Origin of the sequence: Muricomes intestini (assembly GCF_004346165.1) — a bacterium.
Lineage (GTDB): Bacteria > Bacillota > Clostridia > Lachnospirales > Lachnospiraceae > Muricomes > Muricomes intestini.
The window spans coordinates 22,551-49,395 of record NZ_SLZZ01000012.1 but is presented as its reverse complement, the minus strand read 5'-3'; the positions used below and the strand labels follow the sequence as shown (position 1 = coordinate 49,395).

Below are 26,845 nucleotides of genomic sequence, written 5' to 3'. Positions count from 1 at the left end.
CTTTAGCCCTAGATAGAAAAGCCCCCAGCGTTATAATAAGTGTGGGTCCTAAACCGCACTATATAACAAAGGAGGCATATCCAAAATGGATAAGAATACTTTAGCACACACTACGTGGGAGTGCAAATATCACATTGTATTTGCACCAAAATACAGAAGGCAAATAATCTATGGAAAGATCAAGGCTGATGTAGCAAATATATTAAGTATATTGTGTAAAAGAAAAGGAGTGGAAATCATAGAAGCAGAGTGTTGTCCCGACCATATACACATGTTAGTAAGAATTCCACCGAGCATAAGTGTTTCGTCTTTTATGGGGTATCTAAAAGGGAAAAGTTCACTAATGATATTCGATCGGCATGCAAACCTAAAGTATAAATATGGCAACAGAAAATTCTGGTGTCGCGGATATTATGAGTGTTATATATTAGGAAAACCAACAAGCTCTGTTCGTGTGTAGGTGTCTTATCCTACCTGTAAATGCGAGTTGACTTCGATATACTGGATAATGCGGCGCAGCTCGTCGGCAAACTTAAACCGTATGCTTATGTCGCCGCCCTCGTATACTTTGATATGGTCAACCAGTTCGATTAAGATTTCTCTTGTCAGCTTGTCGATGTTCTCGTATTTTCGGAAAGTTGCTAAAAAAGGATTTTCGGTGTCAATGCCATTTTCCAGTTCGTCCCGCTCTTTTTTCAGATTGGCAATCACTGTGCCAATGGCTTCATTTTGCTGTTCATAATCTTCACTCATGTGGCGGTAATCATTATGTGTGATATGACCGTCTTTCCAGTCCTGATAAAGTGCTTGCTTGTACCGCATGATTTTGGTAAGCTCTTTTTCTTTTGCGGTAATCAGTTCATTCAGCCGTATCGACTGGCTTTTTTTGAGCGGAGCCAAGTTAATTTTTGATACAATAGCGGAATAGCTGACTGCAAGATGTACCTGTTGCCGGATTGCATAGAGTACAGCCGCTTCAAGCCTTGTGCTTTTAATAGAGTGCATAGTGCAGGCTTTTTTAGAAAGGCTCTTATATGTTCCGCATTGGTAGTAAACGTACAATTCCTTGCTTGCTATCCGCGACATTGCCCGGCCACAATCCGCACAGCGGAGAAAGCCGCTAAACAGATAAAGCTGTTTCTGTTTTGGAGAAGTGCGGGTGTCACGCTTTAGCAGTTGCTTAACCTTTTCAAAGGCTTCGCGGTCAATAATCGGTTCATGGGTATTCGGGACAACAATCCAGTCTTTTTCAGGTACAGCTTCGATTTTGTGTATCTTGTAGCTTTTCACACGGTTTCGCCCCTGTGCCATATCTCCAACATAGACGGGATTTTTCAGCATATTGCTGATAGTAATGGTACTCCACATGGGCTGTGTCTGTCCGTTGGGGCATTTGTACTTTAATCCCTGACTTTGCTTGTAAACGGAAGGACACATAACACCGTGGTCGTTCAGATGATTCACAATAGCCCTGACGGTCATACCGCTTAGACACATGGAAAAAATCTGCTTTACCACTTCGGCGGCTTCATGGTCTACCAACAAAGCGTGTTTATCATTGGGGTCTTTGATGTAGCCATAGGGGGCATAGGAGCCAATAAATTCGCCATTACGTTTCTTGTAGTCAAACACCTGACGGATTTTCTTTGAAGTTTGGTAACAATACTGGTCGTTCATTACGTTCGTTATAGGAACAAGAATACTTGATACGCTGTCAGGGTTCAAATAACTGTCTACGCCCTCTGCCAAGCTGATAAAGCGTACATTCATCTGAACAAACAAATTTTCAATCAGGCTCCCGGCGTCCGTATAGTTACGGGAAAGACGGGAAAGGTCTTTGACAATCACGCAGTTTACCTTTTTCGCGTAAATGTCGGCCAGCAGTCTTTGAAAATCTGCCCGGTTCGTGTCTGTACCTGTGCAACCGTCATCAACATAGGTTTCGGCGCTTTCAAATTCATCAAGGTGCTGTCTGTAATAATCATCAAGCAACTTTTTTTGATTGGTGACACTGTTGCTGTCGTCCTTGCCACGATTCAAGTCCTCTTTGGATAACCGGATATATTTTGCAAGATTCCACCGTGTAGGATTATACGAAAATTGAGAAACAGCAGTATTTGTTTCCCTGTTTTTGGTTCGTGCCATGCTTCCTCCTTCCTATCACATTACACTTACATTATACCATTTCAGCATAATGCGAACAATGTTGTCGAGGGCTTAAAAATACCGTTAGATAGCTGATATTACCGACTTCGGGCCAAGTTGGCCCGAAGTGGCATGACCGATTACAGGCCGCTTTTCTGCCGTATAAGAAAGTTTGTAATTACATCCTGCAAGGGGGGGCCGTCCTCCGGGAACTCTACCTTTACCGCAGTATCTCCATGACGGAAGCAGTAAGGGTTTTTTACCTGCTTCAAAATATGTGCCGCACGTTCCCTTTGAGGCAGGCTGTTATCAAAGTCGATTCCGCTAACATCTGTCAACTGTGATTTATCCACTGTGGCAATATCCACATCTTGCATTGTGATGATCTGTTCCAGATTTACCATCGCTTTGTGCCTCCTTCTCAAATGAAAAATGTACTTTATGTTTCCTGCTGTCCTATGAGGAAACATAAACAGTCACCACTTTATAAGCAAAAGTGATGGCTGTTAATCTTTCCTCATACTTCGGGCCGAGTTGGCCCGAAGTCAATAGGGACTGTTCCGGTAATGCCCGTCTGCTTCGTGAATGGATTTGAAGTCAAATCTTTCGTTCAGTTCCATAACCACGCGCCGAATATCATCAGAGCTAAAACCACAGCTTTCCATTGCCCAAATGACATAGCCGCGACAAGCATTGTTGCTCCACGGTTCAGGCAGTATTTCCGATAAATTCATATCTTTTTCCATTTCGATTCTCCTATGCCAGAATAGGGGGAGTGCCGCGCCGGGAAAGAATGGGCTGTCATTAGACAGAAATGCCCGGCGCGGCCTCCTATATGGTAAATAAGAGGATAACCCGGACAGGCGGCGGCAACCGCCCTCATGGGAATTTCACCCCGCCCCATGCTGATGGCGCGACGGTCAATACTGTGACGCGTTCAAACCGTAAGTATCATTGTACCAATCAAAAGATTATCGCCGGGTAGATTGCCATATCTGCTCTGTCACAGTTGGTAGGAATCGCTCACGCTCCGTTTGGTTTTTCCCCCTTTCAACGGGCGGTTTTGGCGTACCCTGTGGCTTGGCTCCCTTTTGATTGAACGTATCCGGGTTATCTGTATTCAGTTGTCAAAGAACGGCAGATGGAGAAAAAACTCCTTCTAATAGCCGTGTGATTTGAAAGGCAAATTCGGAACTGGAAATTAAGACTTTTTCAAAAATTTCTCCATGCTTTTCAACCCTTTCTCAATAGCAACTCTGACGGCTTTTTCATTTATACCCTCTGCCCGTGCAATATCGGATTTACTCATACCGAGTATGTAATGGGCATAAATTCGTTTTCCTTGCTTGTCCGGCAAGTAAGCGATTGCGGAGTGCAGTTGTTCGGAAGTAATTTTACGCTCGTAAATCTCGCAAGGGGAAAGGGATTCAAAAAGAATATCCTTTTCGATCCCGTCGTCAGCGTCCAGCGAATAGTGGGCTTTGTTATAGAAGCGGCGGCGAATGTAGTTTTTCTCCAAACGTTCTGCTTCCAGCAAAGCGTCCTTGATTTCATCTGATATCTCAACAAAAAAGTCTGAATTATAAAACGGGTAATAATCCCGCAGATTGATTTTTGCCATAAGGCGTTCCTCCATTTCGATTTTTTAGGGAATAGTGAATCGAAATGGAGCGGGAGGGGAACGACAGCGAGGTCGGACTTCGGGCCAAGTTGGCCCGAAGTGACAAGGCTTGTTCCATACGTTGTCAGTGAAAAAAGGATACAAAAAAACACCTTTACGCAAATTAGCGCGAAAGGTGTCGAATAAAAAATGGGCGCAATAGCCGCCCACAAGTTGATATAATACTTTTAAACTATGTAAATGAAATTTTTCTGCTATATTAAACCGTCACAATATGGCGGCGTTTCTCTCAGAGAAAAAAATGCTTTGGGGTACATAAAAACCTCCTTATCCCAAAGCCGCCAGAATAAGAAGAATTACAGGTATACTCTTTCCGATTTTTAACGGAAAATGACGGCTTTGTATGTCTGTTAAATTTGTCAGCAATCGTATAACAGAAAATTGTTATATGAAAAGAGCCGATAATCAAGAGATATGTACTCATTGATTATCGGCTCTGCGTCTTTGCGTCTGGCTCTTTGATAACTGACATATTGAGTTGTAGCACATTGATTAGAGATTCTTGTTTACATTTGGGACAGTATAGGGGGAAGTTTTCGAGGATTGTATCTTTCCTAATTTTCAGTCTTGTTTTATTGCCACATATAGGACATAGTAACCATTGAACTTCAATCATTATCACCCCCTACATCATTTCATTAGTTGCTATTTTTCTGCTCTAATAATTACTGTTCCACAATTTTGATACAAAACTTCAACCGTTTTAAAACCGGCGTTTTTCATAAGTTCAAATTGATGTACCAATGTCAGTGGAATATCAATTTGTATAAACATATCTTCGGGTGTATTATTTTGCTTGCGCTTATATTCGTATTCCTTAAGGCAAAGCGCTTCCTCTTCATCGCAATAGGCAAATCTAGTATATTTCTGTTGCGTTGGACGGTAAGCTTTTAACGCGCTCAAGGTAGCTCTTGCTATTTCTTGCTTCTGTCAAATCGTAGGGGAAATTTAATTTCTCACTTACCTCCAAAGAAATTTTCTGAAACAAATCGCACATGAGAAAAACAGCATCCCATATAGCGTTTATTTGTGCTTTCGAATAAGATTCTAAGTATTGTTCATAAATCCCTTTCGGCAAATACTTGTCCATGTATTTTGCGGATTTCCCTGCGCTGACTGAAAAATCATTATCAATCCCAATTTTCCATTCCAGCAGCCGCCTAAGCATTGGCCTTATTTGAAAATTTATCATATCCATTGCATATGGAATCTCATTCCTCCATAATCCCTTCGCCACATTATTTAAACACCACCAAAATTCATTACATGTACAATAGAATTGATTTGGCACCGGCTTTTTCACCCAATATTCTTCATCGGACAATACTTGTTTTTGAGGCATGATATTGTCCTTGTCAACTAGTGTTTTATACAATTCTAGACTATTAAGTACATTTTCTAATGTCTTTACATGTAAATCCAATCTATTTCCATCAGTGAATTGAATTAGCCAACCATAGCAATTTTCAACATCAGAAGTGTAGTAGATATTTTCCTCTGGATATTGCATATACAAGCGCTCACCAAATCGATCAATCCAGGCTTTGTCCTCTCTGAATGACCTTGTTTCTGTAACAACATATACAATATCATAATCTTGAAAGATATCTTTTGGTACATTTGGATTTGCACGTGAACCTTCTAAGTAGGCCGCACGAATGCGGACATCATTGTTGGCAACTGCTATGATTAAATCCATCATTTCTTTTTCTGATCGCATACTGTGTCTCCTTTTATAGTGAAGATAAACTAAGTTATCCGGACAATTTTCTATTATATCAACTTATGAAAATGCGGCCTCATATTCTCGTATGTACAATGATATCGAAATCCCATATCGAATAATACTTTCTTGGTATTTTCAATATGTGCACCTAGCTGTCCTTTTTTATGACTGTCGCTTCCAATCGTGATAATCTCACCGCCTAATTTTTTATATAAAGTAAGTATATCTTTGGATGGTGTCATATCCGTAAGTCCATATCTGTAGGATGACGTATTTACTTCTATTCCTTTTCCATCACGAATGACAATTTTTAAAATTTCATTAACTATGTCTGAAATCTTTTCAAACGGATATGTGCCATTTTTATCATATCTTATAATAATATCTAAATGTCCCAAAACACTATAATTTTTATATTGTTTTACAATTTCCAGCAGCTCTTGATAATATTTTTCGTTATATTCTTTCTGGCTCTTTCCTTTCTGAAAATCCTGTGTCCATAATTCCAAGTTATCTATTTGATGCACAGATAGAATAATAAAATCAAATGGATATTTCACAAAGAGCTTTTCATATTGAGAAATTGTATGCACCTGTACTCCAAACTCCATTCCCTTTTTTATAGCAATCAAGTCACCATATAAATATTGTAATTCCTTAATCGTCTCAAAATATTCTGGATAATACACATTTGCCATAGGCATACCATCGCGATATTGAATTTCTTTCTTATCATTCCAGTCCAGCTTAACTCCATAATCTACATGATCCGTAAAACATATTTCTTCCATTTTTATTTGTATTGCATCTTTTACAACCTCTTCCATTTCATAAACAGAATCATCGCTAAATTCTGTGTGAACATGATAATCAGCAAACATTTTCTTCATCCCTTCAAGCAGTTTTTTTTACCAGCAATTCATGCATCATCACCATTAATAAAAGAATGATTAGCAAATATACCGGCAGCAAAACAATATTTATATGCTTTGCAATTAAGCCGAATAGCGGCGGCATCACACAGGTTCCCACATATGCACTTGCCATCTGAACCCCGATGATTGCCTGTGACTTATCCGCACCAAAACGGGACGGAGTGGAGTGAATAATACATGGGTAGATTGGCGCACATCCAAAACCAAAGAAAAACAAGCCGACCAAAGATATTACTTCATTTAACGGCAGTAACATCATAATAATACCAGCCGCAATGATTCCCTGCCCCAGACGAATCATTTGTAAATCGCTTAATTTCATACTTATAAATCCACTTAATACCCTCCCAATGGTAATACCAATAAAAAACATACTTGCAAAACCAGCCGCTGTCTCAATTGAAAATCCTTTGATCAGGGTAAGATAACTGCTTGCCCATAAGCCGGTCGTCTGTTCCAAAGCACAGTAGCAAAAGAAACAAAGCATTACTTCTTTTGCTCCAGAAATCTGAATTACCTCTTTCAAAGGCAATGCTTTTCCCGCTAAAATATCATTCTCTTCTGCCGTCCCTTTTTGGTTCTTCCATAACGGCAGGCTAAAAAACAAAACTACTGCAAAAGCAATCTGTAAAAAGGAAATATACTGATAACCTGCATTCCAATTCTGACCATGCTTCAAGGCATATCCCATCATATAAGGCCCAATAGTTGCGCCGATTCCCCACATACAATGAAGCCAACTCATATGTCTGCTTGCATAGTGAAGTGCTACATAATTATTCAAGGATGCATCAACACTACCTGCTCCAAGTCCGTAAGGAACTGCCCAGAAACAAAGCAAACCAAATGAGTGTGAACTGGAAAAGCCAAATAAAGCAACTGCCGTCATAGTAATGCTGATGGTCGTTATCTTTCCGGTTCCAAATTTACGGGTAAGTTTATCACTCTGTAAACTTGAAACAACGGTTCCGATTGCAATAATCATAGAAATGACGCCTATGTATGAAATCGGCACCCCAAATTCCATATACATGGATGGCCATGCCGAACCCAATAAGGAATCGGGCAATCCAAGACTAATAAATGCAATATAGATAATTACTAACAGTAATTGAAACATATTGATCTCCTTCTCTTTTTTGTGATATAATAATATCATCATTCAACGAACTTTTATATAATATTTCACTCGAAATTATATAATAAAATCGTCAAAGAGAAGGTATCTTGTATGAGCATAGCAAAATGTAATGTAACAGTGAATTCTTCCGGTGAAGAAGTTCAAAAGCATGGAACGTCAGAATTCCCGATTGCTTTTTATGAGGAAAACTTATCAAGCTATTCTATTCCCTGGCACTGGCACGAAGATTTTGAGATTATATGGGTAATCTCAGGATCGATAAAAGTATCTGTTAATAGCACAGAACATATCCTAAACAAAAATCAAGGGATATTTATCAATGCAGGCTTTCTTCATTCCATTCATGCAACAAACGATGGCGAATACGTTTTAAGATCCATTGTTTTTCATCCAAGGCTAATCGGAAGCATAGATAGTATATACTGGCAAAATTATATTGAGCCGATTATCCAGAATAAAAATCTGCCATACATTTTATTAGACCCATTCATTAACTGGCAGGACAAAATACTCGCTTACTCGATTTCTGTATGGAACAGACTTTATAACACTGAAAATGGTTTTGAAATATATGTCAGGAACGAATTATCGCAATTGATTCTAATTGTGCTAACAAATCATTCCATATGTGAAGCAAAACCCAGCATTCGAAATCTTCGAAATGCCGATCGAATAAAAACCATGCTTCAATACATTCAGATGCATTTTTCAGAAACCATAACCATCTCTACTTTAGCAAGGGTAGCGCTGATCAGTGAAAGCGAAGTTCTGCGCTGTTTTCACCGTACAATCCATTCCACACCGAATCAGTACCTGAAACAATATCGAATCCAAAAAGCATGTCAAATGTTAATCGATACAGATATGACTTCTATCGATATTGCCTTTCAATGCGGATTTCAAAGCAGCAGCTACTTTACGAAAACTTTCCGAGAACAGATTGGCTGTACCCCTTTGGAGTACAGAAAAAGGGATCAGCAATGCTAATCCCTCTTTCTAATGTAATGAAAAGTTAGACACGACGACCAACTGATATTCGGCAAAAACATTGAATTTTTCTATTTCGAATCTACATATTAAAATCTTCTGCATCTTTTACGGGGTACCCTTTAGTAATCAGGGCTTTAGCAAAAAGTCCCTGACCAGATATTAGCTTCCCGGTAAATGTTCCATCATATATATTGTTAACTCCGCAAGTTGGACTTCTTGACTGCAAAATAGCCAAATCAATTTTTTCTCCTTCTATTTTTTCTAATGCAAGCGCAACTGCTTTCCTATAATCAGAATCAACATTATTTCCCTTATCATCCATCACTACTTCATCAACAATCTCAGCACATGGTCGGGGAATAGGCATATTGGCTAACATTTCAGGACAAATACTGAGAACCTCTTTTCCTTTTAGATATTCAATCACAGCTTCATTGCGATTGTTTCTTCCATTATATTTACAATTACATCCTAGTACACATGCACTTACTAATACTTTCATACTCAACAACTCCTATGGAAGACTTTTACCTTAATCTATATATTTCTCATACATCACCGTTTCGCTTATTTCTTTGCGTTGGGCAATATGACGCTCTGGACTTAAAAAGCCTTTTTCTGGATACCCCATTAAGAGTAAAGCTGTCGGTTCTATGTACTCTGGTAAATGAAATTCATTGCTTATAATTGCGGGATCAAACAAACCAACCATTACGCTTCCAATATTTAATTCTCTTGCTGCCAACATCAGGTGGTCACAGACAATACCTATATCCAAATCGCCAGAACATTTTTGATCAAATGGCCGTATTAATTCATCCCGTCGATCCCGACACACGATAAAAACACACTTAGAACCAAACGTTTGATAAGCCTTTTTAATTTTTAAAATGTTTTCTTCACTTTGAACAACAATAATCCTTTGTGGTTGTTTATTACAGGCTGTAGGGGCGACACGTCCAGCCGATAAAATCTGATTTAAGTCATCTTTTGGAATCTGTGCTCCCGTAAAGCCGCGTGTTGTGCAGCGTTGTTTTGCCAGTGTTAAAAAATCCATTATTCTTCCTCCTATATACGAATGATTATTCACATTATTATTATAGTACCCGCATTGATAGATGTCAACAAAATGCGAATAATGATTCACATTTCATTGACCTGATTTAAAGTTCCAAGTATAATAAAAAAGAGGTGACAAACTATAAATAGTCAAGGGGTTTTTAGAAATTTTTTGTTTAGAGATAAAAAAGGGTATGGCAAACAAACCATCTGAAAACGTTGTATTTCAGATGGAACGGACTCTTTTTGGGAAGATATATATTAGCGAAGCTTCTGAGCGTTAAAGTCTACCCCTTGCTTCTCCAATGCGTAGATGACCCTGACAAGTTTCTTTGCCACATGAGTAATAGCAACCCTGTGGGGCTTGCCTTCTCCCCGTTTTTTCGCATAGTAAGTGGCGAATGTCATATCAAAACGGATTAAAGGAAGGCAGCAATTGATGAGGACATATCGGAGCCCCGATGAGCCATGTTTCACCATCCGTCCCCCGTGTGATTCCGTTCCGGAATCGTTTACACCTGGTTCGATCCCTGCAAAAGCGAGCATCTGAGCTGGTGTTGAAAAGTTTGATATGTCTCCGTACTCAGAATAAATGACGGCGGCAGATATAGCTCCAATGCCAGGAACAGACATATAGTGAGGGCGGACTTCTTCAATTAACTTGTTGATTTCTGTTTCAAGCGTGTCAATTTCTTTTACGAGAGACTTGTACAAGGTGAGCAAGCTATTCAGTTCCACATCAAAGATAGAGTTGTTTACACCGACAGTATTGGCGGCAAGCTCCTTTAACCGAATGAATTGCTGGGGAGAAAATTTACCCCTTGATAAAGAGCGGAGTTTCTCATAGGATGCGGAATTCATTCTTGCCATCTTTTCAGCGGAACCGTAGTTTTCAAGCAGATACAGAGCGGTCTTAGATAAACGCTCATGAAAGAAAGGCTTGAATTCAGGAAAGGTGTGATCCAGCACATTGGTAATCTTTACAAGATAAAAAGAACGCTGCCGAACTAACCTATCACGTAAACGAGTTAATGACTTTAAGGAATAAGCGTGGTAAAATCCTTTTGAATGGGGTTTGTACTCAACAGTCATTAACCACCGGGCTATTGATTCGCAGTCAATAGAGTCGGTTTTGGTTCGCCTTAGAGATGTGGATTTCTTGTATTCCTTGATGAGAACTGGATTAATTTCCATGAAGCTTTGGTTGGCATTTTCAAGGAAGAGTTCGAGATTGAGGGCATAGTGGGCTGTTGATTCGAACCCTATTCTTATATCCTGTGGATTGGAGAGAGAATTAAAAATAGTGAGCAGCTGTTCAAAGCCTGTCTTATCATTTTTAACAGTAAACCTTGAAACAAGCTTTTGATCAGCAGCAGATATAATGCAGCAATCATGTTTGTACTTGGAAATATCAATTCCAACAAAGTACATGGACATAGAGTGAAACCTCCTGATATGTATTTTGGCACTGTTGTCTTCCACAGAGAATCCGGCTGTGTAATCACGTAAATAGAAACGTCAGGCGTTAACAAACTGATTAACAGTAATAGACGAAAAGCTGTGGTCTGAGTCACCTCGGAACAGTCAAGGCTGTAATTTTATAGACACAGATCCACAGTGCCTTTTCAAAATATATCAGAGATGGATTAAAATGCCCAGAGAATCTGGGAGAAAGGAAAAATCCAATTACCATCTAAGATAATTGGATTATACGTGATATTATGAATGATGTAAGAGAACCCATTCAAAAACGTTCTATTGAAACAAAGAAAAAAATACTAGATGCCGGGTTTGCCCTTTTTTGCGAAAAAGGATATTATAAAACCAATACAATTGAGATTGCCAAACGTGCTGGTATCTCAACAGGAGCGCTATATAGTTACTTTAAAGATAAGAAACAAATATACATTGCTGCTTTTCACGATTATCTTGAAAATATTTCAGGCCATTTACTTGAAAAATTAAGTTTGCAACAACCTTTTTCACTAGCTAGTTTTGTCGAAAATTGGATCTGTTATTATATTGACTTATATGCCGATACCAGTCACGCTCTGGCTCAGTTAAGAATGATGATATCAGAAGATACTGATATCAATCGTCATTTTTCCAATTTTGAAAATGAATATTTTTTAAAAATTAAAGAGCTATTAAATAAAAATGGCATAACGCAAGATGACTTATTTGAAAAAGTTTACACTTGCTGCATTTTAATTGATGCTCTTAGACAGGAAAAATCTGCATTTTCACACAACGGCTTAGACTTCAATATTTTTAAAGACCAAGTAACCAAAACTGTCATTGTATTATTGTCAAGTTGATTTTTTATTAAGGGCTAATAAAATCGCAGAGCAAGTCTATTTTTCTGTATGGCAATTCAATTTGTCATTTGATAACTCTATCTATGTAATCTATCAAGGGGTGTAAATGAGAGACTTCAATTAATTCGGAAGCTCTTTCAGACGCAAAGATGGCGTAAGAAATTGCTTTCTTACGCCGGTATTAGCCACAGGTCTAGAGGTCAGGTCTTACCTTTTTCAACTTGTTCAGTTCCCTCGCAAACACATATCAATATTCCATTGTATTAGATAAGGACATTTTCCTTTGGAAAGCGTCATTATTATATCAAAATATACTCCAATCCAAAATCCTTCGCAAAAGTCGTAAACATCTATTAATCCTTCATATTTTCAGACTTTTTACTAAAAAACCATCTCATTCAGGAAAAGAAAGGCATTTGATACAGAAAAAAGGCAATAGCAGGTCCTATACACAGTGATATTAATGTTGTAATCAATTTTTTATGCATAAGAATTATAGCACAAATTAAAAATATTATCTCACAATACATATCATCATGATTACTGGACATAATTTGCAAAAGCATTACCGAAATAACACCTGCTGATAGTAATACCGCTAAGATATTATCTTGCTTTATTTTATGACATAAAACGGCCAAAAACGGCGATATTGCGGTAATTGTATACCAAATTAACATATAGCTATTAACATTAACATGAATTAATAAATGGTATATATGAAATGTAATATTTAGACTTAAGAAAAAAAACAAAACTCTAATTGCAGCTGAAATAGATTTTTCGCTTTTTAATGAAATAAATAATGCAATAAGGATCCATATACCAAAATTTGAAAGAATCGCATTTACATTTATTTGACCTAAGAAGAAATTGATATGGATATGCCTATTGTCTATATAGGCCGAAAAAAGACCTAATAAAACACCAACCACTGTAACGCTTAGTATGGGAATGACATTCTTTTTTGTTATTTTATTCAACTTTATAACCCTCCAAATTATATAAATAGCGAGTAATATCCATTCGCATTTTTCCATGATACATCTATTTATTTGCTAAATGAGATTGCAGTGTGTAACTGTAGCAATAATAATTAACGCAACGCCTGAACCAAACCATAACCCAACGAAATGGGACAACATCTGCTAAAGGCCCAAAAATCGCCATACCAATAGGCAAAAAACCGGAGTAGATTATTTTTGTATTCCATTGTTTTTATCCATATTTGCATTATACTTTGCGATGAACTTAATGGCAACCATAGCTCCATATATCTTGCCTCTGGAGTCGTATCATAGTACATCTCGGCAGCGAAATTACCGTAAATGCTTACAGTTTCACCATCATCACCGCACACAGACAGACATAATGACCACGTATTCACGCCGAAGTATCAGCGAAAGATAATCTATTATCAATTGAGGGACGACATACGGCAAATCATAAGAGATTTATGCAAAAGGAAGGGAATTGCGATCATAGAAGGACATATAATGCCCGACCATATTCATTTGCTTCTCTCAATTCCACCAAAATACAGTATATCGCAAATCATGGGATATCTCAAAGGAAAAAGTGCGATAATGATTTTCGATAGACATGCAAATTTAAAATACAAATTTGGTAATCGGAATTTTGGGGCGGAAGGATATTAAAAGCAAACCACAATTTTTGTGCCATTTTTGGGGCTTACGCTAACCCGCAAGCAGGGCAAGTGTATTGACACTTGCACATTTTTAAGAATTTCCCTGCGGTCAACTCTTAAAAATTGCTTGTTGGGGCAAGCCGCCCCAAACCCTGCGACTTCGGGCCAATTTGGCCCGAAGTCGGTGCGTTGCACCTCATGTTGCGTCATGTTCGCTATCGCTCCATTTCCTTATTTTTCTGCGCGTCCGTCAGGCCGAGCAGGTGGTCTATATTGCTTTTCACCGTAACAATTTCCTGCATGGCCTTTTTGGTTTCCCGGTACTCCCGGTAAGCCTTTTTCTTATCTGCCGATAACCGCTGGAACTCCGCTTTGAGCGTATCCATTTTGGGGAGCTTCGCCCCGGACAGCAAACGCCGGAAGATGTCCTGCGCCGCCCGGTAGGCGGCAATATCCGCTTCATGCTCCGCAAGATATTTCTTGCTGTACTTCGCCGCCTTGTACCCCTCAAATACAGAACGGGTTTTAGCATAATCCACCACCGCTGCCTTTAGCTCCGCATTGACACGCATAGCGGCTTCGGTGGCTTTTATGCTGTCTGAAAGCGTATGGAAACGGTCGGTAAGCTCCGCGGTCTTTTGCTCCAAATCTGCATATTCCAGCAAACCATTTTCCTGCAAATACTGTAAAGCTGCCGCCATCTGCTTGAGGTTGAATACCTTTGCCCAGCGTTCATAAGCCGGTCCTTTTTCGGCTTTCATACGGGCTTGAATATCCACAATCAGATTGACCTTGCGCCGTTCCTGCGGAGCGGCTTTTCCCTCAATCGCCGCTTGTATATCCTCCTGCCCGTAGCCCTTGCCAAGCGTAGAAGCACGGAGCCGGGTAAAGCGTTCCTGCCCCTCTGCCCGAAAGCTGATCGTGCCGCCGCGCCCCTGCTTGATTTCATAGCCAGCCGCCGTCATTGCCTGTAAAAAAGTGTCCATATCCGGCGGCTTCGTTGCAAGACAAATATCAATTTGTGCCTTTAATTTTTCTTGAAAGGTAGGCGGTTTATGACCTCCCAGCCATTCCCCGTAATGCTTGAATTTCCCCTTGCTGTGGCGTTTCGGATTGGTAATAACAGACAGTCCGTTTTCAAGGCATATCCGGTCGGAAAGCCGCCGCACCGCACGGGCAGAACCGATAAAATCCCGGAATTTCCGGGTGCAGTCCAGTGAGGTGGAATTGTAGTAAATATGGCAATGAGGGTGGGGGCGGTCAGCATGGGAAACCACGAAAAAGGCGTGTCGCCCTTTTGTCCAGCGCATAGCAAGGTCATAGCTGATTTTAAGAGCGGTTTCCGGGTCTGTTTCGCCGGGCGGGAATGCCTGTCGGATTTGATAATACAGCACATCATTCTCCCGTTTTTGCTCCCGCCCGGTAATAGCCTTATATTTTGCTTTGGAGAGTAAAAATTCTGCGTCAGCCGTGGCAGGGTCACATTCATAGGCAAGAATTAAATCTCCGTTGCGGGTCTTATCTGGATTTTTCCCGTAGTCAAAACCGTCCTTTAAAGTTTCCATAATGGTCATGCCACTTCCCGTGTGACGGGTCATAAGGCGGGTGGTTGCCATGTCGTTTCCTCCTTTCCTCGAAAAAACAACTTCGGGCCAAGTTGCCCCGAAGTTGCCCGGCAGTTCTGTTATGCCGCTGTTAGCTTACAATGAAAAAGCGAAGCGAATTGTTTAGGCTGTGCAGTCCGTCAATGAGGTATTCCGCAATGGCGGGAATCCCAAGGGGTGAAATTAAAAACGACAGGAACAGGAACACGCCGAAGCCCAGCTTTTCACCGCTTATCAGCAGGGCAATACTGATAAGAACGCCTATCCCGGAAACTACCTGTAAGAGAGCGGCGGCATAGCAGAACACAAATTCAATCATGGGTGTTATTATCGTCAACAGAACCACAAACGGCGCGGCGGTAATCTTAAATATCAGCTTGATAAACTTCATAAAAAATCTCCTTTCATTGAGTGGCTTTCTTGTTGTATCCTACCTATATTTTACCATTTTGGGCAGGGTGCAACAATGTTGTCGAGGCCGCACCGATCTTGTCCCGGGACTTCGGGCCAAGTTGGCCCGAAGTTAGCTTGTTTATGTAAGGAAAATGCTGTATAATTAAATATAAATAAATTTTACCATTTTTTAAATTTGGTACATATTGCTGCTTTTGCAACGAAAAGGATGGATAAAGGCGAAGGAGAAGAACAATTATGAATATTGATGAAACATTGTATCAATCGATGCTCGAAAACCAGAATTGTTTAAAAATTAGCAGTAAGATTGAATTCCCTGTATTTGATAATTTCAATGGGGAAAAAGACTTACAGTCTATGCGTGAACAATATCGAAAGAGAATTGAACCGTGGCTTAGTGCAGCACTACAAACTGAACATTTATCTATGTTAATCGGCACTGGACTTACGATGGCAATCTGTTCTTCTGCTGATGTTAAGTCATCTTCTATGGCAAAGGCAAAATTTGGTGAGGACTTTTCTACTAAAATAAACACTTATGCTGAAAATGCCGCAAAGCAAATGGGAAGAGGTAATTATAATATTGAAGATCAGATACGAACCGCTTTATCCTTGCTTCATGGCTACGAAATAGATAATAATGATAAAGCAGCAAAGAAGCTTGGTGCTGAAATTGATATTGTTCTTACTGATTTTAGTAATAGTATTTTAGAAGCAGAAAAAAGTTTTATGACAGCACTAGAATCTTCAGATACTATCCAATCAGCTAAAGCAGAATTCGCACTATTTTTACTTAAGTCATTTATTACATCTTTCAGTAGTAGGACTGCAACCAGAGAGCGAACGCATATTTTTACAACCAATTATGATCGTTTTATAGAACTCGCTTGTGATTATTCAGGTATTAAAATTTTGGATCGCTTTTGGGGAAAAATTGTTCCCCGTTTTCAAGAAAGTCCAGCTACAATTGATTATTATTATCGGACACCAGATGCCAAAAATGAATTTCGCTATGCAGAAGGTGTTGTTCGTTATAGTAAAATTCATGGCTCTGTAGATTGGGTTAATAAAGATAATGCAATTTATAAGGATTGCCTTCGATTCGGAGCTGAAAAAGTTGAATTACCCAAAGATAAAACTTATCGTGACCATTTAATGATTTATCCTAATTCCATGAAATCAGTTGAAACAGCCTTATATCCATATTCGGAGCTCTTTCGTGATTTTAGCAGTGCAATATGTCGGCCAAATTCAACATTGGTGACATATGGATACGGATTTGGTGATACCCATATAAATAAAATCATAAAAGAAATGCTTAGTACTCCCTCTACGCATTTAATCATTATTTCCTATGGAATAGACGAACGTCTTGTTGGATTTTTAAGACAAATTAATCTTGCTCAAATAACATTACTCTGTGGTGGCGAGTTTGGTAGTATTGAAAATTTGGTACAATTTTATTTACCGAAAGCAGCTATTGACACGATAACTGAATCGGCAAGTAAACTCGTTGATGCTCGTAAAGGATATTTGGACAGAGCAGAGGTTAGTGCGGAGGTGGAGAATGAACTTTAATAATTATTCAGATAAATGTATCGGAATAGTAGACTCGGTTTCTCCTTCTGAAATTAAAGGTTTCTTATTGGATACTGCACCAACAAATGTTTCCATTACTGAGGGTAATATATCTTTATTCCCAAGAATAAATAGTTTTTTAACCATCCCTAATGAAACGGGGTGCTTAGTTGGCATGATTTCGTGGATAGGATATAATCATTTAAATGTAAATAGTGAGGTCAATCTTCCCCGGGGAGCGCGAATTATTTCGTTAAATATACTTGGTCATATCACAGCTACATTAAATGGCCTTGAATTTGAACGAGGAGCATTTACCTTACCTACTGTAGGTGACCCTATTCTTCTTCCTGACCCGGAGCAAATGGATACTATCATTGAAAACCATGATGAAGAATCCATCACAATTGGAACGTCACCATTAGCTGGTAATAGGGATGTCCGTATTTCTGTTAATGAACTTTTTGGGAGACATCTTGCTGTGCTCGGAAACACAGGAAGTGGAAAATCCTGTACGGTTTCTGGATTGATAAGGTGGTCAATAGAATCAAGTGAAAAAGCTGGTCAAAAATCTCCAAATGCTCGATTTATTATCCTTGACCCTAATGGAGAATATAAACATTCATTTGATAATTTAAATGTTGATGTAACACATTGTACTGTAAAGGATTTGGATAAATCCAGTTCTTCTCAACTGCGGATTCCTGCATGGATGTGGACAAGTTCTGAATGGGCTAGTGTATTTCAAGCAAGTGATAAAACACAAAAGCCTTTATTGCGTGAAGCTCTTAGAGATTTAAAAGCAGCAAACCAAGATTGTACTAAATTCAGCAAAGAAACTGTAACTGGAGATCGTATTAAAATTTTTATTTATAAATTGGAATGTTTTCTGCGTGAATCCATCGTTTCTCAATCTCATTTATCTAATGAAAGGACAAAATTCGGTAAAGAACTTAAGGCTAGAGTTGAAACGCTAAGGCTCGAAGTTCTAAAGCTTGAGGAAACGAACGATTATAAAACAGATTTAATAAATTTTTGTGACACTACTGATACTACAATTCAACAATATCAAGGTACATATAACGGAAATTTGTACTACAATATTTTCCCCGCGCAAGATGTTCAAATAATTCTTAGTAATACTATAGGTATCTCTGGTACTTTTGGAAAAGCAAGCGAAAACTTAACATGTAATGAAGATGATCCTATAGAATTCCCCATTGAAAACCTTGCCCCCTATATCGCTGCACTTGCAAATGATACCCAAGTGGCACAATATATTGATTTTATGACTATAAGAATTAAGAGTATTCTTCGTAATTCTGTACTGTCGCCCGTCATTGGAAACAATCCACAAATCACTTTGTTAGACTGGGTAAATTTATTCTTGGGTGAATCAAAAGAAAAGAAGGCAAAAATTTGTATTATTGATTTATCCCTATTACCTTCAAACATAGTCCATTTGATGGTTTCGGTCATTGCAAGGCTAATTTTTGAAGCATTGCAGAGATACCGAAAACACTATGAAAAGGAACTTCCAACACTATTAATTATGGAAGAGGCTCATAACTTTATAAAAAAGTATTCTGACAATAATGATAATTCGTCAGAAAAACTATGTACACAAGTATTTGAGAAGATAGCGCGTGAAGGTAGAAAATTTGGTTTGGGACTTGTTGTTTCTTCACAGCGTCCTTCCGAATTATCCCCGACAGTTTTATCACAGTGTAATTCTTTTATCTTGCATAGAATCGTAAATGATCGTGATCAAGATATGGTCAGGAGAATGGTTCCAGATAATATGGGAAATATTTTATCAGAACTCCCCGCTTTACCAACTAAAAAAGCTATTATTTTAGGTTCTGCCGTTTCAATTCCTACTGTGGTAGATATTAAAGATATCCCTTCACAAAACCGGCCTAAATCGGACACTCCAGATTTTTGGAAAGTTTGGACACATGCCGAAGAGCGTTCCCTGGATTGGAAACCAATTGTTGACACTTGGCAAGGCTAATTACCTGCTAAAGTAAAAGCGGGGAGCGACGGCATGTGCCAACGCTCCCCGCTTTTCTTATAGCTCCACTATCGCCGTAAGCTGTTTGAGTACCTCTGAAACCCGGCCCCATAGCTCGGTATAATCTTTTTGCAGAGCGGTAATTTCGGACGGATAAATGCCGTAGGTGTTGGCATGAATGGCAACCTGATTCAGATTGTTGGCACATCTGCGTTGCAGGGAAACCAGCTCCCGGACAGGGGAAATGTCAATATTTAACACATAGCCATTGAGCGCCATTTTTCGGATATAGGCGCTTAAATTCTGTGTTCCGGCCTGTGCCATACGCTCCTGAATGGCAGCGTATTCATCATCACTCACCCAAACATAAAGGGGAACGCCGCGCCTGCGTTTGGGGCGACTCACCGTTCCTCCCGTTCCCGGCTCCGGTGTTTTGCCGGCGGCTCCTTTACCCGGTCTTTCGGCCTTTCCTCCGGCATGGTCTGCGGAACAGGCAGAGGGGCATTATTTGGAATCCCATCAATCATATTGTAATTCTGCTCGATCGAAAGCTCTGCATTTTTTAAATAGTTATCCTTTTCCATTCTCAAAAAACCTCCTTTTTAGTGACTTCGGGCCAAGTTGGCCCGAAGTGATTACCTGTCTTTCTCTGCGCTTTTTTGGGGAGCAGGACGGGCGGCATTGTCCCGTGCCGCCTGTTTTGCTCCCTCTGCCAGCCGGGCGGTAATTGATTTACTTTCTCCCGGTTCCCGCATGGGAGCTTTTCTGTCGGGATTGCCGGGAGCTGCCCGAAGCTCATAATCGCCAATCTGCTTTTCTGTCAGAGGTGCGTCATACACAAGATAGCCCCATGCCAGAAAGCGGCCCTGTTCCACACTTTCCGGCTTATCAAAATTCACAAGGTATAACGGGCCGTTCTCCGTTTTGGGGAACGTGCCAATATCCACCGGCCTTTGTGTAGAATAATATCGATAAGCCGATTTTTCGGATACGCGGTAGTCATGATGATATTCGGAAACACGGTTCTCATAATCCCTTGTGGCGGCGGCTTTATCGGTGGTATAGTGCCCCCAATAATAATCGCGCCTGCCGCTTGCGTCCTCGGTAAACTGCCATGTGGCAAAGGGCTGTACCGCCTGCGGATTTTCCCCAAGAGCAAAACCCCGGTCATTCTCAAAGGCAATGGCCCGTTTGATTTCATATCCTTTTACGTTATCGCTCATTTTTCCCTCCGTTCTCATACATGGAAATGTCACGCTGTTACCCGCAAAAAGTGGGGGCAGGAAGCATAGATACCTTTTCCTTGAAACCGGCGCCGGAAAGCCCCGGAAATCAAGGCTTTTGGGGGCAAACTTCGTGACACCTTACCCCCTGTTTTTGCGCCTGTGCCGCTGTTGGCGGCGGCGGTCTGCTTCGCGTTTTCCTTTCCGGCGGCAGGCTTCGGAGCAATAGGCCTGACTGGTAACAGGAAGATAGGCCGCCCCGCAGACCGGGCAGGTCTTACGGGAAAGCACCGTAGGGTTTCCGGCTAAATCAGCTTCCAGCACCGGGTTAAGCGGAAGCACGGCCTTTTGAAAATATTTGCAGTATGTGCCCGTCCAGCATTTATCCATCATATAACAGCCGCCGTAATCAAGGGGCAGACAGCCATATTCCGGGTCATAGTTGGCGCATATCCCTGTTACCAGCCTGCGGATTGCGGCGTGTTCCTGGCGGGTCAGTTCCCGGGGTTCGGCACTCATACGTCTGACTTCGGGCCAAGTTGGCCCGAAGTTCCCTCCCTTTGCGGCAAAATCAAATCCCGGTAGCAAACGCCCACGCAGACAGAGCCGTTCCAATAACTGCAATCCCGGCAAGGGGAGCCTTTCGGCGGCTTGCGCGGTGGAACCGGGCGACAGGGACGGGGCTTTTCTTTCATCATTTTTTCATAGGGGCTGTTAGTAAAGTTCATGCGTCCTCGTCCTCCCCGGTATCCGAATCCTCCCCATCCACTTCCCACGGAGGGGTATCGTCCTCCTGCTCGTCGTAAGGGTTGGTTTCGTATTCGTCAAATTCGTCCTCTGCCAAAGCGGCCTGTTCCTGCTTCGGGCGATAAATCTTAAAGTAATATCCGGCCCCGCCGCCAATCACTACAACCGCCAGCACCAGCAGGAGCATGGTAGTATTGCTTTTTTGCTCCAATTCCGCAGAGGTTTCTAAAGAAGTTTCGGAGCTTATGTCTGTTTCAGAACCGCTTTCCGGTTCGGGAGTAGAAATAGCGGCGGTTTCATTTTCCACGGTATCCTCGGATTTTTCCGCAAGAGCCAGCAGGTCTTTTTCCGTCACGGCATTCAGAAAATACACATTGTCCATTTCCCGCTGAAGGTCAATCACGAGGTAAAATACATTTTCGTCCGGGGTGGTGATGGTGTAGAATTGCTTGCTGTCCTCGTCCGTGGCGGTATTGACTACGGTTCCCGTTCCGGCTGGGGTAAAGGGATTGGTTTCAGAAGTCGCCGGAGCTTCCGTTACTTCCGGGGTTTCCTCACCGCCGCTGGCATAGGCCACAGTGCTAAAGGAAAATACCATTAAAAAAGCGGCGCACAGCACCGCCATCATACGAAATTTCTTCATTCTTCGATTTCCTCCTTTTCAGTTTGGGCGGGTACTGCGGACTTCGGGTTAAGTTGGCCCGAAGTAGCCCCGCCTGTCTTTGCCACTTTCAGCAGGTCGGCAAGGTCGGTCAGGGAAATATCCATGCCGCGCACCGCGTCCACAATTTCCAAATTTTCAAGCTCGATTTTCTGCTTTTCCAGCTCCCGCAGCTTTGTTTGAAACTCATTGATTTTTTCCTTTGTTTTCTGTATGTCCTTGCTGACACGTTCAATTTTCGCGTTCAAAAAATTACCTCCTATGTTTCGTTAGGGCAAACGCCCATAGCCTAAAAAGTGACTTTGCCAGTAGCTTGTATTGATAGAAGCGTACTGTATGGGAGAGCCGCAATGGATCATCATGCCATTTCCTACGTAAATTCCCACATGGCTTGCGCCCGGAGTGTCGTAGGTGCCTTGAAAGAAAATCAGGTCGCCGGGCTGTGCTTCGCCCGGTGGGATATGGGAACAGAAATTGAAAAGCCCCGTTGCGGTCGTTCGCCCCACGCTTCCCACACCAGACTGATTGATGACCCAGCACACAAAGCCCGAACAATCAAAGGAAGTGGAGGGAGAAGAACCGCCCCAAACATAGGGATAGCCTAAATATTTCTCCGCTTCCGCAATCAGAGCGGCAAATTTCGGGTCGGCCAGAGCTTGTGGCGGTATGTCGTAATCGGTGTATTCTCCGGCATGGGCGTAAATATTGCCCTCAAACAGATAAGGGCGGTTGCCTTTGGTCTTTTGGTAAATGGCATAGCGTTCCGACTGCTCCGGGTCGAGATTGGTAAGAGCTACAGCCCCCAATGACTTATTTTTTAAAGACACATTGAGGATATAGTAATCATAGGGAACCTCGTAGGTGTCGGTATGGGTTTCGCCGTTTTCGTCCGTCCAAGTATCGGTTTCCGTGCGGTAGCGTACCTCCACCGTTTCCGTGATGGTCAGGATATACTGTTGCCCGAATAGGGCTTGCAGTTCGGTCTGTACCTGCGCCGGGGTGTAGCCGCCGTATTTGGCGGTCAGATAGGAAGCCAGCTCAAAGGGGTCATGCCCGATTTCGTCCACGGAATAGCGGTACTCGTCATAGTCTGGATAATCGCTTTCTATTCGGGAGAGCCGATCCCGTAAATCCTTTTCCAGTGCGGTATAGCTTTCGTCCACAGCTTCAATATCGCTGTCCGACGAACCGTAGGAAGTGCCGCCTACAACGCTAATCAGGCCGTTGCCAATGGTGGTGATTCCCGCCATGCAGGATTGCAGAACCACAATTAGCAGGAACAGCACCAGCCCAAGCAATAGAATTTTGGGATTGCGCTTTACAAAGGCCGCAACCGTTCGGGCAATTTTTTTTGTGAACCTCACCGCTTTTTTGCCCTGCTTTACCGCTTCCTTTGCCTGCTTTCGGTACTGCTTTTTTAGCTGTTGCTTCTGCCAGAACCGGGAAACCGGATTGCTTTGCAAGCCCGGATTTTCCTGCACAAGCTGGCGGTAGGTGTAATCGGCTCTTGCGCTGATATGTCTGCTTTCCCACTTGCGAACCTGCCGAGCGGGACGGGTTCTGATACGGTGATTGATAAAGCGTGTACCGCCCCAGATAAGGTGTTCCCCGGCAAGCTCCGTTTTGTGGGCGGCTTCCGTTCCCATATTTTCATGCTCCACTTCATGGATTTTTCCATGCACATACCGCCATGGCTGATACTGGACGGCACGGCTGATGGTTTTGACTGGGCCGGGATTTTTCTGCGGCTTCTGATTCGCCAACTTTTCACGGGCGGTATTCAGCTTATTGCCGCTTTTTTCCATACGGAGCTTTGATTTCTCCATACGCTTGCTGTCCGGCGGGGTGTCCGTTTTTTCATTACCGGGCGGCGGCTCCCCGTCATGCCGCAGACGTTCCGAGGGGCGGGGTTTCTTGCTGTCCTGTCGGAGCTTTCCCGACTTCGGGCCAACTTGGCCCGAAGTGGCAGGGGCAACGGATTTTGGTGGTATGGTGGTGTCCGGGGTGACTTCCTCATCAAACTGTAATTTTCGTTTTTTCGTATTAGGCGGGGCAGGGTCAGAGCGATTACCCACAGGCGGCGAAGCTCCCGATGGGTCGGAGGTTTGCGGCGGTGTTTCCCCGGCAGTTTCCTTTTTCGGGATAGCTCGCTTTTCTGACTTCGGGCCAAGTTGGCCCGAAGTTCCCGCCTGCCCTTTTGGCGTAAACCGCAAGCGGCCCGGCCTGCCCGTATCACGCATTTTGGACCTCCCGTATGTCCTCTGGCCTTGTGGTTAGCAGATTGTAGATTTCTCCACGGGGGAAACGGTCTACAAAGGGAATGGTGGTATTGCCGAAGAACAAAAGCCCTTCCCCTGAATTACTGTGGGCGATATACGAAAGCTGATGTTCCGATATACCAAGCTGTTTAGCGAGGATTGCCCGGTCGCCCTGCGCCTGTGACAGCAGTATCATAAAGTCGCTGTTTTCCAAGATATTTTCGATTTCCCGGCTGGCTAAAAGGTCTTTTACATTCTGCGTGAGGGCACTCGGTACACAGCCCTTTTTCCTCAGCATCTTCCAGACACGGACGAAATAACTGGCACTTAGGGCATCTTGCAGGAGAATATGAAATTCATCATAGTAGCACCAGGTCGCAAGGCTTCTGGAAAAGTTTTTGTCTACCGCCTGTGTCACCAGCTCATTTGTGATGTGCATGGCGATTTTGCGTAGGTTTTCGCCCATGCTTTTCAGCACGATACAGGTAATACGGCTATCGGTCTGCACGTTGGTAGGGTGGTTAAACATATTGAGGGAGCCGGTGCAGTAAAGCTCCAAGGCGGTTGCAATCCGTCTGGCTTCCGGTTCGGGCTGTTTGCACAGGGTTTCATACAAATCTTGCAGAAGCGGCATTTTCCCGTCCCCGATACCAAGGGCAAGCTCCCGGTACACCAAGCGCACACAACGGTCAATAACCGTTTTTTCAATGGGCTGTAAGCCCTCCTTGCCGCCGATAATCAACTCACATAAGGACAATAAAAAATCCGCTTTCATCGAAAGCGGGCTGTCCTCTCCGGCTAAGTTCAATTTTAAGTCCATTGGGTTGATGTGATGGGGGCTGTTGGGCGATATTTCTATGACCTCACCGCCAAGCCGCCTGACTAACGGGGCGTATTCGCCCATTGGGTCTACCACGATAATGCGGTCTTTGGTGGCAAGGAATACGTTGATTAGCTCACGCTTTGCGGCAAAGCTCTTGCCGGAGCCGGTGCTTCCAAGATACAAACCATTGGCGGATTTCAGCTTTTTGCGGTCTGCCATAATCACATTATGGGAAAGAGCGTTCATTCCGTAGTATAAAGCCTGCCCGTCCATGCGAAGCTCCTGCGTCATAAAGGGAACGAATATCGCCGTAGAGCTTGTTGTCATACCCCGCTGTATCTCGATTCCGTTGTACCCAAGAGGGAGCGAGGACATAAAGCCCTGTTCCTGCTGAAAATCCAGCCGTTTGAGAAAGCAGTTATATTTCTGCGTAATGCCCGACACCGTGAAAATATCGTTTTCCAACTGCTGGCGGGTGGGGGCTGTGTTCACCACAAGAAACGTGAGAAGAAACATTCGCTCGTTACGGCTCTGTAAATCTGCCAAGAGTGCCGCCGCGTCCTTGCTGTAAGTGAGCAAATCCGGGGGCAGAATATCAATGTCATACCCGGCTCTTGCGGCTTTTTTCTGCTCGTCCATTTTCATACGGTCTATGTCGGTCAGCTTTGCCTTGACCGTTTTTACCGCTTTGGTCTGGTCTACCGTCTGGATATGCAGGGTGATGGTCATTTCTGCGTCCACCTCCAAAAGCTCCGCTAACAGCTTGTCGGAAAGCTCCGAAGCCATAATCTGCATATACAGAGCCGCGCCCCATGTAGTCCCCACACGAAAGGCGCGGCTTTGGCGAAAATCAAAGGAAGTGGGAGCAATGAAGTCCTTTGTTCCCATGCCGGTTTTGGGTATCATATCCCAAGAGAAAATAAATTTTTCCTTTCCTCCGGGGTGTAGCTGGCTGTGCAGCACTTCCAGGCGTTCCCGCCCGGAAAGGGTTGCCGACTGTACGCCCAGCTTCTTGAAGTTCCCCACAATATCTGCTTCGATTCGCTCCAAGCGGGGCCGAGCCGCCGCTATCCCGTCTGCTTGAATCCCGAATGTAATGTATTTGGAGCGGACAATGCCGTTGTTGCTTTTGGCAATCTGGTTTTCCAGCATGGCGGTAAATTCACCCCGGATACTGTTAAAATCATCGTCCTGCGGGGAAATGTTCACGCTGTAACGGTTCTCCGGGCGGGAGCGGTGATTGATAAAGGAAAGCTGAAAGGGTAAGGCGCTGTCAAAGTAATTGAGAAAGCCGCAGTACCCGTCAAAAATGGTGCTTTGGTCGTCACTGGAAGCAACAGCATAGTTAATATCTTCATAGGAAAGGGTCTTTGTGTAGTAGCCCTCCCGCACCTTGCAGATACCGTCTTTCAGCATTTCCTTATAGGGAATGGTCTGCTGTGCCGACTGCGGCCCACGCCTTTTAGGCTTTCCGCTTTTTACAGGAATGGGCGGGCGTTTTGTTTCTTGTGCCATTGGGTGAAACCTCCTTTCCGGGTTTGCTTAGGTAGGAATAGAAATTCTGTGTCTGGTAGGGGCGTGTACGGGGCCACAGAAATTTGGAGCGGACAATATTTCGCACCACCTTTTCCAGCGGTTGTCCGTCACGCTCATACATGGCAATAAGAAAGCAAGGGAGCATTAGGGCAATCATCAGAAGCATGGCCCCGGTATTGCCAATGGCGGTACGGGTAAAAAGATAGGTCGGAATCCCGACTACCGCCGCCGTTCCGAAGCATAGTAGCTGGCGTTTGGTAAGATTGAACGCCACTTTGGTTTTTATTTTCGATAAATCATTTGGTACGCTTACATATGCCAATGAAAAATCCTCCTTTCCGGGT

General features: G+C 42.6%; 29 protein-coding genes and 2 pseudogenes. 7 read left to right on the top strand and 24 right to left on the bottom strand.

Annotated features, from left to right (window positions below; genetic code table 11):
* Positions 1 to 85: 85 nt before the first annotated feature.
* A pseudogene (gene tnpA, locus EDD59_RS09915) lies at positions 86 to 454 on the top strand (IS200/IS605 family transposase); the annotation flags it as partial.
* 11 nt (positions 455 to 465) lie between these two features.
* On the opposite strand, the gene EDD59_RS09910 reads toward tnpA (EDD59_RS09915), so the two are convergent.
* The 3 genes from EDD59_RS09910 to EDD59_RS09900 all read right to left on the bottom strand — a co-directional run bounded on the left by EDD59_RS09910 (position 466) and on the right by EDD59_RS09900 (position 2,891).
* Positions 466 to 2,145 (bottom strand): recombinase family protein, encoded by a 1,680-nt coding sequence (locus EDD59_RS09910; protein ID WP_011988840.1) that lies wholly within the window; start codon positions 2,143 to 2,145, stop codon positions 466 to 468.
* Between the two features lie 140 nt (positions 2,146 to 2,285).
* On the bottom strand, positions 2,286 to 2,549 hold the full coding sequence (locus tag EDD59_RS09905; protein ID WP_009064822.1) for a DUF6870 family protein: 264 nt from the start codon (positions 2,547 to 2,549) through the stop codon (positions 2,286 to 2,288).
* A gap of 141 nt (positions 2,550 to 2,690) precedes the next feature.
* The gene (locus tag EDD59_RS09900) at positions 2,691 to 2,891 is read right to left on the bottom strand and encodes a hypothetical protein (protein WP_011988842.1); all 201 of its coding nucleotides are present in this window, start codon (positions 2,889 to 2,891) and stop codon (positions 2,691 to 2,693) included.
* A gap of 89 nt (positions 2,892 to 2,980) precedes the next feature.
* Here EDD59_RS09900 and EDD59_RS17785 point away from each other — a divergent pair, with 89 nt between their 5' ends.
* Positions 2,981 to 3,130, top strand: coding sequence for a hypothetical protein (locus EDD59_RS17785; protein ID WP_156023775.1), 150 nt, complete (start codon positions 2,981 to 2,983; stop codon positions 3,128 to 3,130).
* A gap of 216 nt (positions 3,131 to 3,346) precedes the next feature.
* Here the strand turns inward: EDD59_RS17785 and EDD59_RS09895 are convergent, their stop codons facing one another.
* The 6 genes from EDD59_RS09895 to EDD59_RS09870 form a co-directional block, all read right to left on the bottom strand.
* A complete protein-coding gene (locus EDD59_RS09895) occupies positions 3,347 to 3,766 on the bottom strand; it encodes an RNA polymerase sigma factor (protein WP_009064814.1) in 420 nt (139 codons plus the stop codon).
* A 487-nt stretch (positions 3,767 to 4,253) separates the two neighbouring features.
* Complete coding sequence (locus tag EDD59_RS09890) at positions 4,254 to 4,442, bottom strand: cysteine-rich KTR domain-containing protein (RefSeq protein ID WP_011988843.1); 189 nt, start codon at positions 4,440 to 4,442, stop codon at positions 4,254 to 4,256.
* Between the two features lie 29 nt (positions 4,443 to 4,471).
* Positions 4,472 to 4,729, bottom strand: coding sequence for a hypothetical protein (locus EDD59_RS09885; protein ID WP_011988844.1), 258 nt, complete (start codon positions 4,727 to 4,729; stop codon positions 4,472 to 4,474).
* Positions 4,683 to 5,546, bottom strand: a complete 864-nt coding sequence (locus EDD59_RS09880) for an aminoglycoside 6-adenylyltransferase (protein ID WP_011988845.1) — start codon at positions 5,544 to 5,546, stop codon at positions 4,683 to 4,685. Before EDD59_RS09880 ends, EDD59_RS09885 begins: the two co-directional genes overlap by 47 nt.
* Positions 5,547 to 5,599: 53 nt before the next feature.
* Positions 5,600 to 6,442 (bottom strand): histidinol-phosphatase HisJ family protein, encoded by an 843-nt coding sequence (locus tag EDD59_RS09875; RefSeq protein WP_012620084.1) that lies wholly within the window; start codon positions 6,440 to 6,442, stop codon positions 5,600 to 5,602.
* Positions 6,443 to 6,446: 4 nt separating this feature from the next.
* On the bottom strand, positions 6,447 to 7,607 hold the full coding sequence (locus EDD59_RS09870; protein ID WP_009064824.1) for an MFS transporter: 1,161 nt from the start codon (positions 7,605 to 7,607) through the stop codon (positions 6,447 to 6,449).
* A gap of 111 nt (positions 7,608 to 7,718) precedes the next feature.
* Between EDD59_RS09870 and EDD59_RS09865 the strand changes: the two genes are divergently transcribed.
* Complete coding sequence (locus EDD59_RS09865) at positions 7,719 to 8,615, top strand: AraC family transcriptional regulator (protein WP_009064827.1); 897 nt, start codon at positions 7,719 to 7,721, stop codon at positions 8,613 to 8,615.
* Positions 8,616 to 8,697: 82 nt separating this feature from the next.
* Here the strand turns inward: EDD59_RS09865 and EDD59_RS09860 are convergent, their stop codons facing one another.
* The 3 genes from EDD59_RS09860 to EDD59_RS09850 all read right to left on the bottom strand — a co-directional run bounded on the left by EDD59_RS09860 (position 8,698) and on the right by EDD59_RS09850 (position 11,114).
* Positions 8,698 to 9,120 (bottom strand): 2-thiouracil desulfurase family protein, encoded by a 423-nt coding sequence (locus tag EDD59_RS09860; protein WP_011988846.1) that lies wholly within the window; start codon positions 9,118 to 9,120, stop codon positions 8,698 to 8,700.
* A 30-nt stretch (positions 9,121 to 9,150) separates the two neighbouring features.
* A complete protein-coding gene (locus tag EDD59_RS09855; RefSeq protein WP_009064821.1) occupies positions 9,151 to 9,675 on the bottom strand; it encodes a nitroreductase family protein in 525 nt (174 codons plus the stop codon).
* A gap of 263 nt (positions 9,676 to 9,938) precedes the next feature.
* A complete protein-coding gene (locus tag EDD59_RS09850; protein ID WP_132381383.1) occupies positions 9,939 to 11,114 on the bottom strand; it encodes an IS110 family RNA-guided transposase in 1,176 nt (391 codons plus the stop codon).
* Positions 11,115 to 11,398: 284 nt separating this feature from the next.
* Here EDD59_RS09850 and EDD59_RS09845 point away from each other — a divergent pair, with 284 nt between their 5' ends.
* Positions 11,399 to 11,995 carry a TetR/AcrR family transcriptional regulator gene (locus tag EDD59_RS09845; RefSeq protein ID WP_009064831.1) on the top strand — a complete coding sequence of 199 codons (597 nt, stop codon included), beginning with the start codon at positions 11,399 to 11,401 and terminating at the stop codon, positions 11,993 to 11,995.
* A gap of 398 nt (positions 11,996 to 12,393) precedes the next feature.
* On the opposite strand, the gene EDD59_RS09840 is transcribed toward EDD59_RS09845, so the two are convergent.
* Positions 12,394 to 12,978, bottom strand: coding sequence for a hypothetical protein (locus tag EDD59_RS09840; RefSeq protein ID WP_020073007.1), 585 nt, complete (start codon positions 12,976 to 12,978; stop codon positions 12,394 to 12,396).
* A gap of 345 nt (positions 12,979 to 13,323) precedes the next feature.
* On the opposite strand from EDD59_RS09840, the pseudogene tnpA (EDD59_RS09835) reads away from it, so the two are divergent.
* A pseudogene (tnpA, locus tag EDD59_RS09835) lies at positions 13,324 to 13,650 on the top strand (IS200/IS605 family transposase); the annotation flags it as partial.
* 208 nt (positions 13,651 to 13,858) lie between these two features.
* Here the strand turns inward: tnpA (EDD59_RS09835) and EDD59_RS09830 are convergent.
* Together EDD59_RS09830 and EDD59_RS09825 are read right to left on the bottom strand one after the other, a co-directional pair.
* Positions 13,859 to 15,259 carry a relaxase/mobilization nuclease domain-containing protein gene (locus EDD59_RS09830; protein WP_020073006.1) on the bottom strand — a complete coding sequence of 467 codons (1,401 nt, stop codon included), beginning with the start codon at positions 15,257 to 15,259 and terminating at the stop codon, positions 13,859 to 13,861.
* A 79-nt stretch (positions 15,260 to 15,338) separates the two neighbouring features.
* Positions 15,339 to 15,638, bottom strand: coding sequence for a CD1845 family protein (locus EDD59_RS09825; protein WP_132381381.1), 300 nt, complete (start codon positions 15,636 to 15,638; stop codon positions 15,339 to 15,341).
* 260 nt (positions 15,639 to 15,898) lie between these two features.
* Between EDD59_RS09825 and EDD59_RS09820 the strand changes: the two genes are divergently transcribed.
* Positions 15,899 to 17,239 carry an SIR2 family protein gene (locus EDD59_RS09820; protein WP_020073004.1) on the top strand — a complete coding sequence of 447 codons (1,341 nt, stop codon included), beginning with the start codon at positions 15,899 to 15,901 and terminating at the stop codon, positions 17,237 to 17,239.
* Positions 17,229 to 19,253, top strand: coding sequence for an ATP-binding protein (locus EDD59_RS09815; RefSeq protein ID WP_027103904.1), 2,025 nt, complete (start codon positions 17,229 to 17,231; stop codon positions 19,251 to 19,253). Before EDD59_RS09820 ends, EDD59_RS09815 begins: the two co-directional genes overlap by 11 nt.
* Positions 19,254 to 19,310: 57 nt before the next feature.
* Here the strand turns inward: EDD59_RS09815 and EDD59_RS09810 are convergent, their stop codons facing one another.
* The 9 genes from EDD59_RS09810 to EDD59_RS09765 all read right to left on the bottom strand — a co-directional run bounded on the left by EDD59_RS09810 (position 19,311) and on the right by EDD59_RS09765 (position 26,823).
* Positions 19,311 to 19,658 carry a plasmid mobilization protein gene (locus tag EDD59_RS09810; RefSeq protein WP_020073002.1) on the bottom strand — a complete coding sequence of 116 codons (348 nt, stop codon included), beginning with the start codon at positions 19,656 to 19,658 and terminating at the stop codon, positions 19,311 to 19,313.
* Complete coding sequence (locus EDD59_RS09805) at positions 19,655 to 19,837, bottom strand: DUF4316 domain-containing protein (RefSeq protein WP_020073001.1); 183 nt, start codon at positions 19,835 to 19,837, stop codon at positions 19,655 to 19,657. The genes EDD59_RS09810 and EDD59_RS09805 overlap by 4 nt, the downstream gene beginning before the upstream one ends.
* Before the next feature lie 51 nt (positions 19,838 to 19,888).
* Entirely contained in the window at positions 19,889 to 20,476 is a 588-nt protein-coding gene (locus EDD59_RS09800) for a defense against restriction DarA-related protein (RefSeq protein ID WP_020073000.1), read from the bottom strand.
* Positions 20,477 to 20,617: 141 nt separating this feature from the next.
* Positions 20,618 to 20,995 (bottom strand): cysteine-rich VLP protein, encoded by a 378-nt coding sequence (locus EDD59_RS09795; protein WP_020072999.1) that lies wholly within the window; start codon positions 20,993 to 20,995, stop codon positions 20,618 to 20,620.
* A 205-nt stretch (positions 20,996 to 21,200) separates the two neighbouring features.
* On the bottom strand, positions 21,201 to 21,866 hold the full coding sequence (locus tag EDD59_RS09785) for a DUF4366 domain-containing protein (protein WP_020072998.1): 666 nt from the start codon (positions 21,864 to 21,866) through the stop codon (positions 21,201 to 21,203).
* Entirely contained in the window at positions 21,863 to 22,132 is a 270-nt protein-coding gene (locus EDD59_RS09780; protein ID WP_020072997.1) for a DUF4315 family protein, read from the bottom strand. Before EDD59_RS09780 ends, EDD59_RS09785 begins: the two co-directional genes overlap by 4 nt.
* A gap of 21 nt (positions 22,133 to 22,153) precedes the next feature.
* Entirely contained in the window at positions 22,154 to 24,124 is a 1,971-nt protein-coding gene (locus EDD59_RS09775) for a C40 family peptidase (RefSeq protein ID WP_132381379.1), read from the bottom strand.
* The gene (locus EDD59_RS09770) at positions 24,117 to 26,480 is read right to left on the bottom strand and encodes a VirB4-like conjugal transfer ATPase, CD1110 family (RefSeq protein WP_029161778.1); all 2,364 of its coding nucleotides are present in this window, start codon (positions 26,478 to 26,480) and stop codon (positions 24,117 to 24,119) included. Before EDD59_RS09770 ends, EDD59_RS09775 begins: the two co-directional genes overlap by 8 nt.
* Positions 26,428 to 26,823, bottom strand: a complete 396-nt coding sequence (locus tag EDD59_RS09765; protein WP_020072994.1) for a PrgI family protein — start codon at positions 26,821 to 26,823, stop codon at positions 26,428 to 26,430. Before EDD59_RS09765 ends, EDD59_RS09770 begins: the two co-directional genes overlap by 53 nt.
* Between the last annotated feature and the right edge of the window lie 22 nt (positions 26,824 to 26,845).